This window comes from Citrobacter sp. GW821-FHT07H02, from assembly GCF_059418505.1.
Genome location: NZ_JBWKPZ010000001.1, coordinates 570,923 through 586,997 on the forward strand (window position 1 = coordinate 570,923; position 16,075 = coordinate 586,997).

14 protein-coding genes and 1 pseudogene are annotated in these 16,075 nt (G+C 50.6%); 9 read left to right on the forward strand and 6 right to left on the reverse strand.

The window, feature by feature from the left end:
* Window position 1: 1 nt before the first annotated feature.
* The 4 genes and pseudogenes from AC07NP_RS02630 to AC07NP_RS02645 form a co-directional block, all read left to right on the forward strand.
* Entirely contained in the window at window positions 2–865 is an 864-nt protein-coding gene (locus AC07NP_RS02630; protein WP_494659486.1) for a dimethyl sulfoxide reductase anchor subunit family protein, read from the forward strand.
* Between the two features lie 315 nt (window positions 866–1,180).
* Window positions 1,181–2,329: an MFS transporter gene (locus AC07NP_RS02635; RefSeq protein WP_494659487.1), complete on the forward strand. Its 1,149-nt coding sequence runs from the start codon at window positions 1,181–1,183 to the stop codon at window positions 2,327–2,329.
* A 122-nt stretch (window positions 2,330–2,451) separates the two neighbouring features.
* Complete coding sequence (locus AC07NP_RS02640) at window positions 2,452–2,940, forward strand: anti-virulence regulator CigR family protein (protein ID WP_203358294.1); 489 nt, start codon at window positions 2,452–2,454, stop codon at window positions 2,938–2,940.
* Window positions 2,941–3,043: 103 nt separating this feature from the next.
* A pseudogene (locus tag AC07NP_RS02645) lies at window positions 3,044–3,243 on the forward strand (MurR/RpiR family transcriptional regulator); the annotation flags it as partial.
* 5 nt (window positions 3,244–3,248) lie between these two features.
* Here AC07NP_RS02645 and AC07NP_RS02650 read toward each other — a convergent pair.
* The 6 genes from AC07NP_RS02650 to ycaO form a co-directional block, all read right to left on the reverse strand.
* Window positions 3,249–4,043, reverse strand: coding sequence for a PA3715 family protein (locus AC07NP_RS02650; protein WP_494659488.1), 795 nt, complete (start codon window positions 4,041–4,043; stop codon window positions 3,249–3,251).
* Between the two features lie 11 nt (window positions 4,044–4,054).
* Window positions 4,055–4,447: a hypothetical protein gene (locus AC07NP_RS02655; protein WP_494659489.1), complete on the reverse strand. Its 393-nt coding sequence runs from the start codon at window positions 4,445–4,447 to the stop codon at window positions 4,055–4,057.
* Between the two features lie 25 nt (window positions 4,448–4,472).
* Entirely contained in the window at window positions 4,473–5,213 is a 741-nt protein-coding gene (gene pflA, locus AC07NP_RS02660) for a pyruvate formate lyase 1-activating protein (protein ID WP_203358291.1), read from the reverse strand.
* Between the two features lie 194 nt (window positions 5,214–5,407).
* On the reverse strand, window positions 5,408–7,690 hold the full coding sequence (gene pflB, locus AC07NP_RS02665; protein WP_203358290.1) for a formate C-acetyltransferase: 2,283 nt from the start codon (window positions 7,688–7,690) through the stop codon (window positions 5,408–5,410).
* 59 nt (window positions 7,691–7,749) lie between these two features.
* Window positions 7,750–8,607 (reverse strand): formate transporter FocA, encoded by an 858-nt coding sequence (gene focA, locus AC07NP_RS02670; RefSeq protein WP_203358289.1) that lies wholly within the window; start codon window positions 8,605–8,607, stop codon window positions 7,750–7,752.
* 405 nt (window positions 8,608–9,012) lie between these two features.
* On the reverse strand, window positions 9,013–10,773 hold the full coding sequence (gene ycaO, locus AC07NP_RS02675) for a 30S ribosomal protein S12 methylthiotransferase accessory factor YcaO (protein ID WP_494659490.1): 1,761 nt from the start codon (window positions 10,771–10,773) through the stop codon (window positions 9,013–9,015).
* Window positions 10,774–10,909: 136 nt separating this feature from the next.
* Here ycaO and AC07NP_RS02680 point away from each other — a divergent pair, with 136 nt between their 5' ends.
* The 5 genes from AC07NP_RS02680 to cmk all read left to right on the forward strand — a co-directional run bounded on the left by AC07NP_RS02680 (window position 10,910) and on the right by cmk (window position 16,024).
* Complete coding sequence (locus tag AC07NP_RS02680; protein WP_494659491.1) at window positions 10,910–11,602, forward strand: DUF421 domain-containing protein; 693 nt, start codon at window positions 10,910–10,912, stop codon at window positions 11,600–11,602.
* A gap of 214 nt (window positions 11,603–11,816) precedes the next feature.
* Entirely contained in the window at window positions 11,817–12,905 is a 1,089-nt protein-coding gene (gene serC / locus AC07NP_RS02685) for a 3-phosphoserine/phosphohydroxythreonine transaminase (RefSeq protein WP_494659492.1), read from the forward strand.
* A gap of 70 nt (window positions 12,906–12,975) precedes the next feature.
* Complete coding sequence (aroA, locus tag AC07NP_RS02690) at window positions 12,976–14,259, forward strand: 3-phosphoshikimate 1-carboxyvinyltransferase (protein WP_494659493.1); 1,284 nt, start codon at window positions 12,976–12,978, stop codon at window positions 14,257–14,259.
* Between the two features lie 144 nt (window positions 14,260–14,403).
* Window positions 14,404–15,171: a metalloprotease LoiP gene (gene loiP, locus AC07NP_RS02695; protein WP_203358284.1), complete on the forward strand. Its 768-nt coding sequence runs from the start codon at window positions 14,404–14,406 to the stop codon at window positions 15,169–15,171.
* A 169-nt stretch (window positions 15,172–15,340) separates the two neighbouring features.
* Complete coding sequence (gene cmk / locus AC07NP_RS02700) at window positions 15,341–16,024, forward strand: (d)CMP kinase (protein WP_203358283.1); 684 nt, start codon at window positions 15,341–15,343, stop codon at window positions 16,022–16,024.
* Window positions 16,025–16,075 lie beyond the last annotated feature (51 nt).

The window sequence follows — 16,075 nt, forward strand, 5'->3', positions numbered from 1 at the left end:
GATGGGAAGTGGATGGCATGAATGGCCGCTAATGATCTTCACGGTCTTCGGACAATGTGTGGCTGGCGGTTTTATCGTAATGGCATTAGCGCTGATGAAAGGGGATCTGCGTGCTGAATCTCAGCAGCGGGTCATTGCCTGTATGTTTGGCCTGTGGGTGCTGATGGGGATCGGTTTTATTGCCTCAATGCTCCATTTGGGCTCACCGATGCGCGCCTTTAACTCGCTTAATCGTGTGGGATCTTCAGCGCTCAGTAATGAAATTGCCAGTGGCTCTCTCTTCTTTGCCATTGGCGGGATCGGCTGGTTGCTGGCTATGCTCAGGAAACTCTCTCCCGCGCTGCGTAATCTGTGGCTGGTTGCGACGATGGTACTGGGCGTTGTCTTTGTCTGGATGATGGTGCGTGTGTATAACACCATCGACACCGTACCGACCTGGTACAGTGTGTGGACTCCGGTAGGCTTCTTCCTGACGCTGTTAATGGGCGGTCCGTTATTGGGTTATCTGCTGCTGCGCCTGGCGGGTGTGGACGGATGGGCAATGCGGTTGTTACCGGTTATTTCTGTACTGGCGCTGGTTGTCAGTGCCATGATGTCGGTGATGCAGGGCGCTGAACTGGCGACGATCCATAGCTCAATTCAGCAGGCATCTGCGCTGGTGCCGGATTACGGTTCATTAATGGCCTGGCGTATTGTGCTGCTGGCTGTGGCGTTATGCTGCTGGATCCTGCCGCAGCTCAAAGGGTATCAACCCGCAGTACCGCTGCTGTCAGTCGCGTTTCTCCTGCTGTTGGTGGGGGAGTTGATTGGTCGTGGCGTGTTCTACGGTTTGCATATGACGGTCGGTATGGCGGTCGCGAGCTAAGCGTAGAGAGTGTCAATCATCTGAACCGGGGCTTTTGCCCCGGTTTTTCTTTTTTAACAGCAAGGAGTCTAACGAACGAAAAATAGGGCATTTTCAATCATGAAATTTTTCGACTGAACGAAACGGGACAATTTTGTCTTAGATCAATTAAAACAATAACCTGGGATTTATCACTTTCCATTCATTCATGTTAAGAATCAGTATTTCAAATCGATAGCCCAGAAACCCCGCCACGCCGCTGATTTCGCCGATTGACAATGTTTTTGCCGGTGGCATGATGCGCATGAAATTTGAACTTCCTCACGGTTTTTATCCATGTCCACCTATACCCGGCCTGTCATGCTGTTGCTGTGTGGCTTGCTTTTATTGACTCTGGCGATAGCGGTATTAAACACGCTCGTTCCGCTATGGCTCGCCCAGGAAGAACTGCCGACCTGGCAGGTCGGCATTGTCAGTTCGTCCTACTTTACCGGGAACCTGGTCGGGACATTACTCACAGGGTATTTAATTAAACGCCTTGGGTTTAATCGCAGCTATTACATTGCGTCGCTGATTTTTGCCGTCGGCTGCGTAGGGCTGGGCGTGATGGTGGGATTCTGGAGCTGGATGACCTGGCGCTTTATCGCGGGCGTCGGTTGCGCCATGATTTGGGTCGTTGTCGAAAGCGCGCTGATGTGTAGCGGCACGTCGCGAAACCGTGGCCGGTTGCTTGCTGCCTATATGATGGTCTATTACGTGGGGACATTTCTTGGCCAGGTGCTGGTCAGTAAAGTGCCGACGGATCTGATGAACGTGCTGCCCTGGGTAACCGGAATGATTCTGGCTGGGATTTTACCGCTGCTCTTTACCCGTATTCTGAATCAGCAGTCTGAAGACCAAAGCACGACGCCGATTGTCTCTATGCTTAAGCTGCGCCAGGCGCGGTTGGGCGTGAATGGCTGCATTATTTCCGGAATTGTGCTGGGTTCTCTGTACGGTCTGATGCCGCTTTATCTGAAGCACCAGGGGATCAGCAACGCCAGTATCGGTTTCTGGATGGCGGTATTAGTGAGTGCCGGTATTCTGGGGCAATGGCCGATTGGCCGTCTGGCCGACAAGTTTGGTCGACTGCTGGTTTTACGTGTCCAGGTCTTTGTGGTGATCCTCGGCAGTCTTGCCATGATGATGCAGGCTGCAATGGCGCCAGCGCTGTTTATTCTGGGTGCAGCCGGTTTTACGCTTTACCCGGTGGCGATGGCATGGGCCTGTGAAAAGGTCGGACAGCACCAACTTGTGGCGATGAATCAGGCGTTATTGCTGAGCTATACCGTTGGTAGCCTGCTTGGCCCCTCATTTACGGCGATGCTGATGCAAAATTATTCAGATAATCTGCTGTTTATTATGATTGCCAGCGTATCGTTTATTTATCTGTTGATGTTACTGCGCAAGGCTGGCGAGCATCCAACCCCCGTGGCGCATGCCTGATGTAAAAAAGCCTGTTCACAACAGGCTTTTTTTATGCCGTCATATCTAAGAGTTTTACGTATTGTTTACTTCCTGAGAGAAACGATAATTCAATCAGGCATCTCTTTTAAAAGGCTGCAATCATGTCAACACGTCGTTTCCTCACTACCGCGTTGGCGGTGGTGTTGTCTTTAACATTCGCTTCTGCTCCGGTTATCGCCGATCCTGGCAATGGTAATGGGAATAGCGGCGGTAAAAGCAATAGCGGCAACCATGGTAATGGAAATTCCGGTAACCATGGAAATAAACAAAATCATGAGAATAAGTCAAAGGCGGATAAAAAGAACGTCGATGATGATGTCTCTATTCGGATTAATTACGATCGCGCACGGTCGTTGGCACTCAATTACGGTTTAACCGGATATAAAGCGCTTCCCCCCGGCATTGCCAAAAACTACGCCCGTGGTAAGCCTCTGCCGCCGGGGATAGCAAAGAAAATGGTGCCTTCTTCAATGCTGGGGCAATTACCGTCTTATCCGGGTTATGAATGGCGCATTGTCGGTGAGGATCTGGTGTTAATTGCACTGAGTACCGCGATTGTCACCTCCGTGATAAACGGCGTCTTTAAGTAAGCCTAAAAGCTGCATTACGATGGGCCATGGCAATACAGCATGACCGTACGTATTTATTTGCTCGAGGCACTTTTCCTGACACCAGGTTTGTTTTTCAGCCTGTAATCTACAACCTGCTGTGGCGCTGAAGGGACAGCAGGTATGTTTCGCCGAAATAGCCGGTGCGATGATGGTTGCGGATGAATTACTTCATGCGCTGAAGGAACTGGATGAGCGCTATGCGGAATGCAGCAAAGCGCATAAGAAGCGTATTTTTCAGTCGAGCACGCGGCAAATACGCTGTCGGAAAATTTTATGTCGTGAAGATCTTACTCCAGCGGTGCCAGCGTTTGTGGGACGGTATACTGTTTCCCGTCATAGTGCAGGGTCCAGGTGGCCTTACCAGGTGTATCTTTCGCAGTACATTCACCATTAGCATCAATAAAGGCTGTGGATGCCACACTTTTTTCGCTGACACGGATATCGGCGTAACCCTTATGGGAAGAGGGGGCGATAGCAAGAGTACGTTTGATATCGTTAAACTCTCCAGCACAGTTTCCGTCCCATTCGCCGCTGTTAGCCGTCAGCGCGATCCCCTTTAATACCAGGCGTAGTTGGTCATTTTCAATGACGTACAACGACAGCGCATCTTCACCAATCGGATTAACACGCGAGCTGCCGCTACGGGTGATGTGCAGACCAAAGGCGGTTTGGCCGGGAGCCACTTTCCAGCGTGCGGTATCAAGGGCGATACCCGTAATGCGGATAGCATCATCACTCATCCGCTCTGGCAGGAGTAATCGTTGTTTAACCTCCAGGGTGACGGAGTTGAGTACCAGCAACTCCAGATCGCCATTGTGTCCATAGTCGATTTTCTCCTGGGACATCAGGGGTACAGCCGCAAGTGTCAATTCAGGCTGGGCAGGCCAGACGCGACAAATTGCGCTTTGTGGTGAGTTGCCCGTGATATCGATAACCTGATTACCTGGAGTGATCATCATACCTTCCGCTGCCGGTTTCGCATCTGGCCACACGTGCTGCACAATGGCATTAATATCGCAACGAGTGGCGGCGTTCAGGCCCTGGCTGGATAGCAGTAAAATCCCTGAAATAAGTAAGCGCATAATTATCTCCTTTAACGGCCTGACAGATAGACGCTGGCTGCAACCTGATCGCTGTCGGTTAAATCAACGATTATCGGTATAGGCTCAGGACGACTCTTTTGGCTAATTATGGGAAGGGGGAAACGCTCAGTTGCGTCGGTGCAGATTTGATTATTCGCAACTTTATAAATATTGCCTATTCGGGTGCCAAGCGGCGCTGAGCGTAGTGCGTCGATATCGCTTTGGCTGTAGGGATTGCATTCATTACAGCGTGCAAAGGTATTATCGTAGAAGAACGCGACGGTTTCTTCAGTATTGTCATCGTTATACAAATAACGAAGCTCCGGCCCGGGTTGATCCCGGGCCGGAGCTTCGTGGCGTGTAAACAGAAGCGCGAACATTCCATATCGCAAAACGCCATCCATGCTTTGCTTCCTTAATACATTAATATCAATACATCACTTTATGACCATACTGCTCGAGAATGCCTTTTACGCGGTCCATGGTCTCTTTCTTCGGTGGATGAACACCATCAAGTTTGTACTCTTCACCCATCGCCACCCATTTGTGTTTACCCAACTCGTGATACGGCAGCAGCTCAATTTTCTCGACGTTGCCCATATCACGGGTAAACTCGCCCAGGCGATGTGCAGAGTCATCATCATCTGACCAACCCGGTACGACGACGTAGCGGATCCACACGTTAATATTTTTCGTGGACAGGTAGCGGGCGAATTCCAGCGTGCGATGGTTAGAGACGCCTACCAGGTTCTGGTGGATCTCGTCATTCATTTGCTTCAGGTCAAGCATGACCAGGTCAGTCACTTCCAGCAGCTCATCGATCACCGGATCGTAACGACGGACAAAACCGTTTGTGTCGAGGCAGGTGTGAATGCCCTCTTTTCTACAGGCGCGGAACCAGTCGCGAACGAACTCCGCCTGCAGAATAGCCTCACCGCCGGATGCGGTAACGCCGCCGCCGGAGGCGTTCATAAAGTGACGATAGGTGACGACTTCTTTCATCAACTCTTCAACAGTCACTTCTTTACCGCCGTGCGTATCCCACGTATCACGGTTATGGCAGTACAGGCAGCGCATCAGGCAGCCCTGGAAAAAGGTAATAAAACGGATACCTGGGCCGTCAACGGTGCCACAGGATTCAAAGGAGTGAATGCGACCAATAACTGACATTGCGGTGTTTCTCCAGATGTGGCCCATCCGGGGCCGTGTGAGTGCACAGTTGTTCACTGTGTCGAGTCTGTTTTGGCAGTCATCCATTGAGTATAGATAGCTGACGAAACAGGCTGCGGGTAGGGGGACTACCTGTTAAAAAGGCCCCACTTACGTGGAGCCTTTATTGTACGCTTTTTCAGTCAGACAGGGAATTACATGGTCTGAGTGAAGGTACGGGTAATAACGTCCTGCTGCTGTTCTTTAGTCAGGGAGTTAAAACGTACTGCGTAGCCAGATACACGGATGGTCAGCTGCGGATATTTTTCCGGGTGTTCCATCGCGTCCAGCAGCATTTCACGGTTCATGACGTTCACGTTCAGGTGCTGACCGCCTTCAATGGAAGACTCGTGATGGAAGTAACCATCCATCAGGCCTGCCAGGTTGGTCTTACGAACTTCGTCGTCTTTACCCAGTGCGTTCGGAACGATAGAGAAGGTGTAAGAGATACCATCTTTAGCGTAAGCAAACGGCAGTTTTGCAACGGAGGTCAGAGAGGCAACAGCACCTTTCTGGTCACGGCCGTGCATTGGGTTAGCACCCGGTCCGAACGGCGCGCCAGCACGACGACCATCTGGGGTGTTACCGGTTTTCTTACCATACACAACGTTAGAGGTGATGGTCAGAACAGACTGAGTCGGGATAGCGTTACGGTAAGTATTCAGTTTCTGAATTTTCTTCATGAAACGTTCTACCAGGTCAACCGCCATGTCATCAACACGAGAGTCGTTGTTACCAAACTGCGGGTATTCGCCTTCGATTTCGAAGTCAACAGCCAGACCGTCTTCGTCACGAATCGGTTTAACTTTCGCATATTTGATTGCAGACAGGGAGTCAGCAGCAACGGACAGACCAGCGATACCACACGCCATGGTGCGGATAACGTCACGGTCGTGCAGCGCCATCAGAGAGGCTTCGTAGCTGTACTTGTCGTGCATGTAGTGGATAACGTTCAGCGCGGTGACATACTGCTTAGCCAGCCAGTCCATGAAGTGATCCATGCGGTCCATCACTTCGTCGAAGTTCAGAACATCGCCTTTGATCGGTTCAGATTTCGGACCAACCTGGATTTTCAGTTTTTCATCAACGCCGCCGTTGATTGCGTACAGCATGGTTTTCGCCAGGTTTGCACGCGCACCGAAGAACTGCATTTGTTTACCAACAACCATCGGGCTTACGCAGCAAGCGATAGCGTAATCGTCGTTGTTGAAGTCCGGACGCATCAGGTCATCGTTCTCGTACTGCAGAGAAGAGGTGTCGATGGACACTTTAGCGGCGAATTTCTTGAAGTTCAGAGGCAGTTTTTCAGACCACAGAACGGTGATGTTCGGCTCCGGAGAAGGACCCATGGTGTACAGGGTGTTCAGGAAGCGGAAGCTGTTTTTGGTTACCAGAGTACGGCCGTCAACGCCCATACCACCGATAGATTCAGTTGCCCAAATCGGGTCACCAGAGAACAGTTCATCATATTCAGGAGTACGCAGGAAACGAACCATACGCAGTTTCATGACCAGGTGGTCAATCATTTCCTGAGCGTCAAGCTCTGTGATTTTGCCTGCTTTGATATCACGTTCGATGTAAGCATCCAGGAAGGTGGATACGCGACCGAAGGACATTGCTGCACCGTTCTGAGACTTAACAGCGGCCAGGTAGCCGAAGTAGGTCCACTGGATAGCTTCCTGAGCGTTGGTAGCCGGACCAGAGATATCGCAACCGTATTTAGCTGCCATTTCTTTGATCTGACCCAGCGCGCGGTGCTGTTCAGCGATTTCTTCACGCAGACGGATAGTTGCTTCCAGGTTTACGCCGTTTTCCAGATCGGACTGCAGAGAGACGAACTGAGCGTATTTGTCTTTCATCAGGTAGTCGATACCGTACAGCGCAACGCGACGGTAGTCACCGATGATACGGCCACGGCCATACGCATCTGGCAGACCAGTCAGAACGCCAGACTTACGGCAGTTCAGAATGTCTTTGGTGTAAACATCGAATACGCCCTGGTTGTGGGTTTTGCGGTATTCGGTGAAGATTTTTTTCAGCATCGGGTCCAGTTCGCGATCGTACGCTTTGCAGGAACCTTCAACCATTTTGATGCCGCCAAACGGGATAATCGCACGTTTCAGCGGAGCTTCAGTCTGCAGACCAACAATTTTCTCGAGCGCTTTGTTGATGTAACCCGCGTCGTGAGAAGTGATGGTGGATGCAACGGAGGTGTCAAAGTCAACAGGCGCGTGAGTGCGGTTTTCCTGTTTAACGCCTTCCATCACGCTGTCCCACAGAGCTGTGGTCGCATCGGTCGCGCCAGCCAGGAAGGACTCGTCACCCTCATACGGAGTGTAGTTTTTCTGAATGAAGTCACGGACGTTTACTTCATTCTGCCAGTCACCTTTGGTAAAACCTTCCCAGGCTGTGGCTAACTTTTCATTAAGCTCGGACATGTAACACCTACCTTCTTAAGTGGATTTTTTATTTACTGCGTATAACAAACATCAAAGGACTAATGATGGTCGTTGCCACGCAGGTAAATGACCCAGTATGTCAACCCGACCAACAAACCGCCGCCGATAATGTTACCGATCGTAACCGGAATCAGGTTATCGGTGATGAAATTCATCACGGTCAGGTGAGTAAAATTCTCCGGAGCGGAACCGACAGCGGCCCAAAATTCCGGTGTTGCGAAGTCGCGGATTACAATACCCAAAGGGATCATAAACATGTTTGCGATACTGTGCTCAAAACCGCTGGCCACAAACATGGCGACCGGTAATACCATGATGAACGCTTTGTCCATCAGGCTGCGACCCGAGTAGCTCATCCACACGGCCAGGCAAACCATCAGGTTAGCAAGAATACCGAGGCAGACAGCTTCAACAAAAGTATGGTGCATTTTATGGTCAGCAGTTTGCAGAACGTTGAGTCCCCATGCGCCATTGGCGGTCATATACTCGCCAGATAGCCACATAAGTAATACGAACAGCAAGGCGCCGATCAGGTTGCCAACATAAACGTTAAGCCAGTTTTTTGCCAGTTGACCCCAGGTGATACGGCCGCTGGCCTTGGCGACGACGATCAGTACGGTTGACGTAAAGAGGTCTGCGCCGCAGATAACACAAAGAATCAGCCCCAGAGAGAAGCAGATACCCCCCACCAGTTTAGCCATACCGAACGGCATCGTTCCGGTACCGGTTGTGGCGGTAATATAGAAAACAAAGGCGATTGAGATGAATACACCGGCAGTAATCGCCAGATAGAAAGTCTTCAGCGGATGTTTCGTTGCTTTATAGACACCTGCTTCTTCGGCCACTTTGGCCATTGCAGCAGGGAGTAATAGATCAAAAGGGTTGTCAGCTTTCACACTAACTCTCTCTTTATTAAGTCGGCGACGAGATACTAACAAAGCATTATAGATGAGAATTTGATATAGATCATATCTCACCTGGCTTATAGGCCTTCAAGTCGCATGGTTTTTGCACGATTGCGATGTAATTAATTGATTTATAAAATAAAAATAAATTTTAAAAGTTATAATGTGAGTTGAATTTTTTCTCTGGACCTCTGGAAATGCAGTTAATTAAAATGGAGTAATTGACATATATAGCAACACTTACGCATTATTTTATGTAATATCAACTACCAATATTTAACCTTGTCATTACATTTATTTTTGGTTAGGCAAAAATAAGTAAAACGGGGCACTAAAAGCGCCCCGTAATATAGCTCAACCGAGTGTTCAAGCCTACTTAGAGTATGCTATTCGGTTTTATTTTGACCACCAGAGGGCTTTTGCACGTTGCAGCTTCTCATAGGCCTTCAACAGAGACTGGTGCGATGGGAAAGCCAGTAAGTCGCCGTCAACCGCCTGTAACCCATAAAACGCCGATTCGCCGCTCAATGCCGCGCTTGCCGCTTCAACGGCTTCTGCGCCATACATGCGAATAAAGGCATTCAGATATTGCAGAGGTTCACGATCTTCTTCCTGCGCCAGCAGCAGTAATGTCTGTAGGCAACGGTAGTAGTTCGCACGTTCAGCGCTGAAGACAGAGGCGTTAAACTCCATCGTCCACTCAGTCCAGATCAGCGCCTGCTCAAGGTCGCCGCCTGCCAACGCCAGCATTGCTTTTAGCTCGCCAATACGCAGCGTAGACCAACCGTTATCTGGCCCGGTTGCAAGTCCCAGCAGTTCGCGTACGCGGGTAAAGTCGTCAAAACCTTCTTCATCGAGTTGTTCGATAAGATTCAGGTAAGCTTCTTTTTCCCACTCGCTGCCTGGCAGAGCAATGATCGTTTCGCGCAGATGGCTACCCATGCTGTTGTTGGCTAACCACAGATCTTCGGCCGGGTAGATGTCAGACATGCCCGGCACAATGATACGGCAGGCATAAACACCCAGGTGCTCATAATCGGCGATGTACACTTCTTTATCTTCAGCATTGAAGATAGCCATCAGGGTAGCGAATTCTTCTTCCGTGGTGCCGGAGAAATTCCAGTCAACGAAGGGATAATCGGCATTCTGCTTAAACAGATCCCAGGAGATCAGACCGCTGGAATCGATGAAGTGAGTTTCGAGGTTGGTGTGTTCAGCCACTTCTTCATCATCAAAAGTTGGCGGAGTGAACACATCAAGATCTTTCAGACCGCGACCCTGCAACAGTTCGGTGACCGTGCGCTCCAGCGCCACGCCGAAGTCCGGGTGCGCACCGAAGGAGGCGAAGCAGGTGCCGTTGGCTGGGTTGAACAGAACCACGCAGATAACCGGATACTGGCCGCCCAATGAACCGTCATAAGCGAAAATCGGGAAACCTTCGGCTTCCAGCTTCGCGATGGATTCGACTACCGCCGGATAACGCGCCAGCACATCGGCTGGGATTTCCGGCAGGCTGATGCTTTCCGCGATAATGCGATTCTTCACATAACGTTCAAAAACTTCAGACAGCCCCTGAACGCGCGCTTCATTCGGTGTGTTACCGGCGGACATCCCGTTAGAGACATACAGGTTGCCGATAATATTCATCGGAATATACACGGTCTTGTTATCAGACTGGCGGGTAAACGGCAGACCGCAGACGCCGCGCTCTTCGTTACCGGACTGCAGGTCAATCAGCATGCTTCCGGTCAGTTCGTTATCCGGATCGTAAAACGCACGCAGACGCGCATCCAGCAGACCTTCAGGAACGTCGTCGTCTTCGGTTAACGGGAACCATTTTTCGTTCGGGTAATGTACGAACGGACCGTTGGCGATGGTGTCGCCGAGCCAGAAATCAGCAAAGAAATAGTTCGTGGACAGACGCTCAAAATATTCGCCCAGCGCGGAGGCCAGTGCCGCTTTTTTGGTTGCGCCTTTACCGTTGGTGAAGCACAGCGCGCACTCTTTGTCGCGAATGTGCACAGACCAGACGTTTGGCACCGGATTCAGCCAGGAGGCCTCTTCAATATGGAAACCAAGGTCGAGCAGTTTTTGCTGGAAGCGAGCGATGGAATCTTCCAGAGCAGCGTCTTTGCCAGGGATAAATGTTTGCGTCATGAAAATCACTTTTGTCGTACGGAAAGCGCGCAATGATACGGGTTTTCCAGGCATGGCGCTATCGCCACCGGGCCTTCGGCGTAAATAAAAGTATTGACTATGCTTTTACAAAACTCACCCGCGCAAGGGCATAAAAATGAAGGCGTTTGATTGGCAACGTATGGCGCTGGATAACGTGCCGCTGGAGTTTCTGGGGGAAGTTGCGCTGCGAAGCTTCTATACCTTTGTTCTGGTGTTTCTTTTTCTGAAGATGACCGGACGCCGTGGCGTACGGCAGATGTCGCTCTTTGAAGTGTTGATCATTTTGACCCTGGGGTCGGCCGCCGGAGATGTCGCGTTTTATGATGATGTTCCGCTGCTCCCGGTGCTGGTCGTTTTTCTCTCGCTGGCCTTGCTTTATCGGTTGGTCATGTGGCTGATGGCGCACAGTGAGAAACTGGAAGATATGCTGGAAGGCAAACCCGTGGTGATCATTGAGGACGGTGAACTGGCCTGGTCGAAGCTCGGGCGGGCGAATATGACCGAGTTTGAGTTCTTTATGGAGTTGCGTCTAAATGGTGTTGAACAACTGGGGCAGGTGAAACTCGCTATCCTCGAAATCAATGGGCAAATTAGCGTCTATTTTTTTGCCGACGAAGAGGTGAAGTCTGGACTCAGCATTTTGCCTAAACAGTGTACGCAGCGATTTAAAGTTGTTCCCGAGGCGGGGGACTACGCCTGTGTGCGTTGCAGCGAAGTGGTAGCGATGAAAGCTGGCGATCATCAATTATGTCCACGCTGTGCAAATCCAGAATGGTCGAGGGCCAGTCAGGCAAAACGGATCGTCTGACAGCAAAAATATCGGTTTTAACCCGACAAACCGACAGATTCTGTTGTGTGATACAACGCGCATTTTTGCGCCGGTCAGTTTTACCCATTGCGGCGCGTGTCACTGAATGATAAAACCGATATCCACAGCAATAACATATATCCAATGTCTGTCGTTCTGCTGTTCGCAACTGACGGGATGTTGAGTTGAAAACAATACAACGTGGTGAGGGGAAATGGCTCAGGTCTTCAATTTTAGTTCAGGTCCGGCAATGCTACCGGCAGACGTGCTTAAACTGGCGCAACAGGATCTCTGTGACTGGCAGGGTCTTGGCACATCGGTAATGGAAATTAGCCACCGCGGCAAAGAGTTCATCCAGGTCGCAGAGGAAGCAGAGAAAGATTTTCGCGATCTCCTCAGCATCCCCTCTAACTACAAAGTCTTGTTCTGCCATGGCGGTGGCCGTGGTCAGTTTGCCGCTGTTCCGCTCAATATTCTGGGCGATAAAACAACGGCGGATTATGTTGACGCCGGATATTGGGCTGCCAGCGCCATTAAAGAAGCCAAAAAATACTGCGCCCCCAATGTGATTGACGCCAAAGTCACCGTTGACGGTCTGCGTGCGGTTAAGCCAATGAGCGAATGGCAGTTGTCCGATAACGCCGCCTATTTGCACTACTGCCCGAACGAAACCATCGACGGTATCGCGATCAATGAAACGCCGAATTTTGCGTCTGATGTGGTCGTAACCGCCGATTTCTCTTCGACAATTCTCTCTACACCGCTGGATATTTCCCGTTACGGGGTGATTTATGCCGGTGCGCAGAAAAATATCGGTCCTGCGGGTCTGACGATTGTGATCGTTCGTGAAGATTTACTGGGCAAAGCGCATACATCCTGCCCGTCTATCCTTGATTACAGCGTGCTGAACGAGAACGACTCCATGTTCAACACACCGCCGACATTCGCCTGGTATCTTTCTGGCCTGGTCTTCAAATGGCTGAAAGAGCAGGGCGGTGTGGCCGCGATGGATAAAATCAATCAACAAAAGGCCGAACTGCTGTATGGCGTGATTGATAACAGTGATTTCTATCGTAACGATGTGGCGAAATCTAACCGCTCCCGCATGAACGTACCGTTCCAGTTGGCTGATAGCGCGCTGGATAAACTCTTCCTGGAGGAGTCATTTGCAGCAGGTTTACATGCGCTGAAAGGCCACCGAGTGGTGGGGGGAATGCGCGCCTCTATCTATAACGCCATGCCGCTTGAAGGCGTTAAAGCGCTGACCGATTTCATGATCGATTTCGAGCGTCGTCGCGGTTAATTGGCGGTACTTTTTCATCCCCACAGCTTGCCTGTGGGGTTTTTATTTCTGTTTTTGAGAGTTGAGTTTCATGGAATCCCTGACGTTACAACCCATCGCGCGGGTCGATGGCACCATTAATCTGCCTGGTTCCAAAAGTGTGTCAAACCGCGCTTTGTTACTGGCGGCGTTAGCACGCGGCACCACTGTTCTGACTAACCTGCTGGACAGCGATGACGTTCGCCATATGCTCAATGCGCTAAGTGCGCTGGGGATTGATTACACCCTGTCTGCCGATCGTACCCGCTGTGAGCTCAACGGCAACAGTGGCGCGTTACAGGCTGAAGGTTCGCTGGAACTGTTTCTCGGTAATGCGGGAACCGCCATGCGCCCACTGGCGGCAGCATTGTGCCTGGGAACGAACGATATCGTGCTGACGGGTGAACCGCGCATGAAAGAACGTCCAATTGGACACCTTGTGGATGCCTTGCGTCAGGGCGGGGCGAATATTGAGTATCTGGAGCAGGAAAACTATCCGCCGTTACGTCTTCGCGGTGGATTTACCGGTGGGCAGGTTGAGGTTGACGGCAGTGTTTCCAGCCAGTTTCTCACCGCATTGTTGATGACCGCGCCGCTGGCGCCGCAAGATTCGACGATTGTTATCAAGGGTGAACTGGTTTCTAAACCGTATATCGATATCACGCTGAATCTGATGAAAACGTTTGGCGTTGAGATTGAGAACCAGAATTACCAGCGTTTTGTCGTCAAGGGAGGGCAGCAGTATCTGTCTCCGGGCGCGTATCTTGTCGAAGGCGATGCTTCTTCCGCATCGTATTTCCTCGCGGCAGGCGCCATTAAAGGTGGAACGGTGAAGGTAACCGGTATTGGCCGTAACAGTATGCAGGGCGATATTCGTTTTGCCGATGTGCTAGAAAAAATGGGCGCGACGGTAACCTGGGGTGACGATTTTATTGCCTGCACGCGGGGTGAATTAAATGCCATTGATATGGATATGAACCATATCCCGGATGCAGCAATGACCATTGCAACAGCGGCATTGTTTGCGAAAGGCACGACGACGCTGCGTAATATCTATAACTGGCGTGTGAAAGAAACCGATCGCTTATTTGCAATGGCGACCGAGCTGCGTAAAGTGGGCGCTGAAGTGGAAGAAGGGCACGATTTCATTCGCATCACACCGCCGGCTCAATTACAGTTCGCCGAGATTGGCACGTACAACGACCACCGCATGGCGATGTGCTTCTCGCTGGTGGCGTTATCCGACACGCCGGTAACGATTCTTGATCCTAAATGTACCGCCAAAACCTTCCCGGATTATTTCGAACAACTGACGCGAATTAGTACGCTTGCGTAATCATAAATAATGAGTGATGAACGCCGACCTTGAGTCGGCGTTTTTTTTCGGACTTTTTAGCCGTTCGCAACAATGTTAATCTCCGTGTGCTTTTATAACTCATTAATATTTATATAAATTATGTTTAATCAACGGATGATTCACATGAAAAATGTAAAATTACTGCTGGCACTGGCCGTTTCCGCCGCGCTGCTGAGTGGCTGTCAGAATACACACGGTATCGACACCAATATGGCGGTAAGTTCAGGGTTGTCTGCTTACAAAGCAGCGACGCTGACGGATGCCGATGCTAAAGCGATGGCGAACCAGGGTTGTCAGGAACTGGATAGCCAAAATCAAATGGCCAGTTCGTCCAGCAAATACAGCAAACGCTTAGCCAAAATCGCCAAAGCGCTGGGTAATAACATCAACGGTACACCGGTAAATTATAAGGTATACATGACCAGTGATGTTAACGCCTGGGCGATGGCAAACGGCTGCGTACGTGTCTATAGCGGCCTGATGGACATGATGAACGACAATGAAATCGAAGGCGTTCTGGGCCACGAACTGGGTCACGTCGCGTTGGGGCATTCGCTGGCAGAAATGAAAGCATCTTACGCTATCGTTGCCGCACGCGACGCTATCTCCGCCACCAGCGGCGTAGCGGCTCAGCTTTCTCAATCTCAGCTTGGCGATATTGCTGCCGGGGCAATCAATGCCAAATACTCGCGTGATAAAGAGTCAGAAGCGGATGATTTCTCTTACGATCTGATGAAAAAACGCGGTATCAGCACGCAAGGGTTAGTCGGCAGCTTTGATAAGCTGGCAACCATGGATTCGGGTCATGCTAAATCGATGTTCGATTCCCACCCGCCATCAACCGAACGTGCGCAACATATCCGCGAACGTATCGCTGCGGATAAAAAGTAAAAGTTTGTCATGTTCCGGGCTGATACCCTCTCAGCCCGCTATAATTGCGTAATTATTCTGCATTCCATCTCCTGTTGCCCGTAATTTGCAAGCAATACTCACTTTCCGTCGTACAGACGCGTATAATGCGCGGCGTTCACGTTAACGGTATGCCTTTAAGGAGATAAAGATGACAGCAATTGCCCCGGTAATTACCATTGATGGCCCAAGCGGTGCAGGTAAAGGCACCTTGTGCAAAGCAATGGCGGAAGCATTGCAGTGGCATCTGTTGGACTCTGGTGCGATTTATCGTGTACTGGCGTTGGCTGCGTTACATCATCATGTCGATGTAACCTCTGAAGACGCGCTGGTACCGCTGGCATCTCATCTGGATGTCCGTTTTGTCTCAACGAACGGCACTCTGGAAGTGATTCTGGAAGGGGAAGATGTAAGTGGCGAAATACGGACTCAGGACGTCGCCAATGCCGCCTCTCAAGTGGCGGCTTTTCCACGCGTTCGCGAAGCGTTGCTACGCCGTCAGCGCGCGTTCCGTGATGCGCCTGGTTTGATCGCTGACGGACGAGATATGGGCACGGTGGTATTCCCTGATGCGCCTGTAAAAATTTTCCTTGACGCCTCTTCTGAAGAACGTGCTCATCGCCGTATGCTTCAGTTGCAGGAGAAGGGCTTTAGTGTTAACTTTGATCGCCTTTTGGCCGAGATCAAAGAACGCGACGATCGCGATCGTAATCGTGCTGTAGCGCCGCTGGTTCCCGCTGCTGATGCTTTAGTTTTGGATTCTACCCGATTAAGCATTGAGCAAGTGATTGAAAAAGCGTTACAATACGCGCGCCAAAAACTGGCACTCGCTTAAACGCGACCGAATTTGCAGTACCCCCGTTGCAATGGAATGACAGCGGGTATG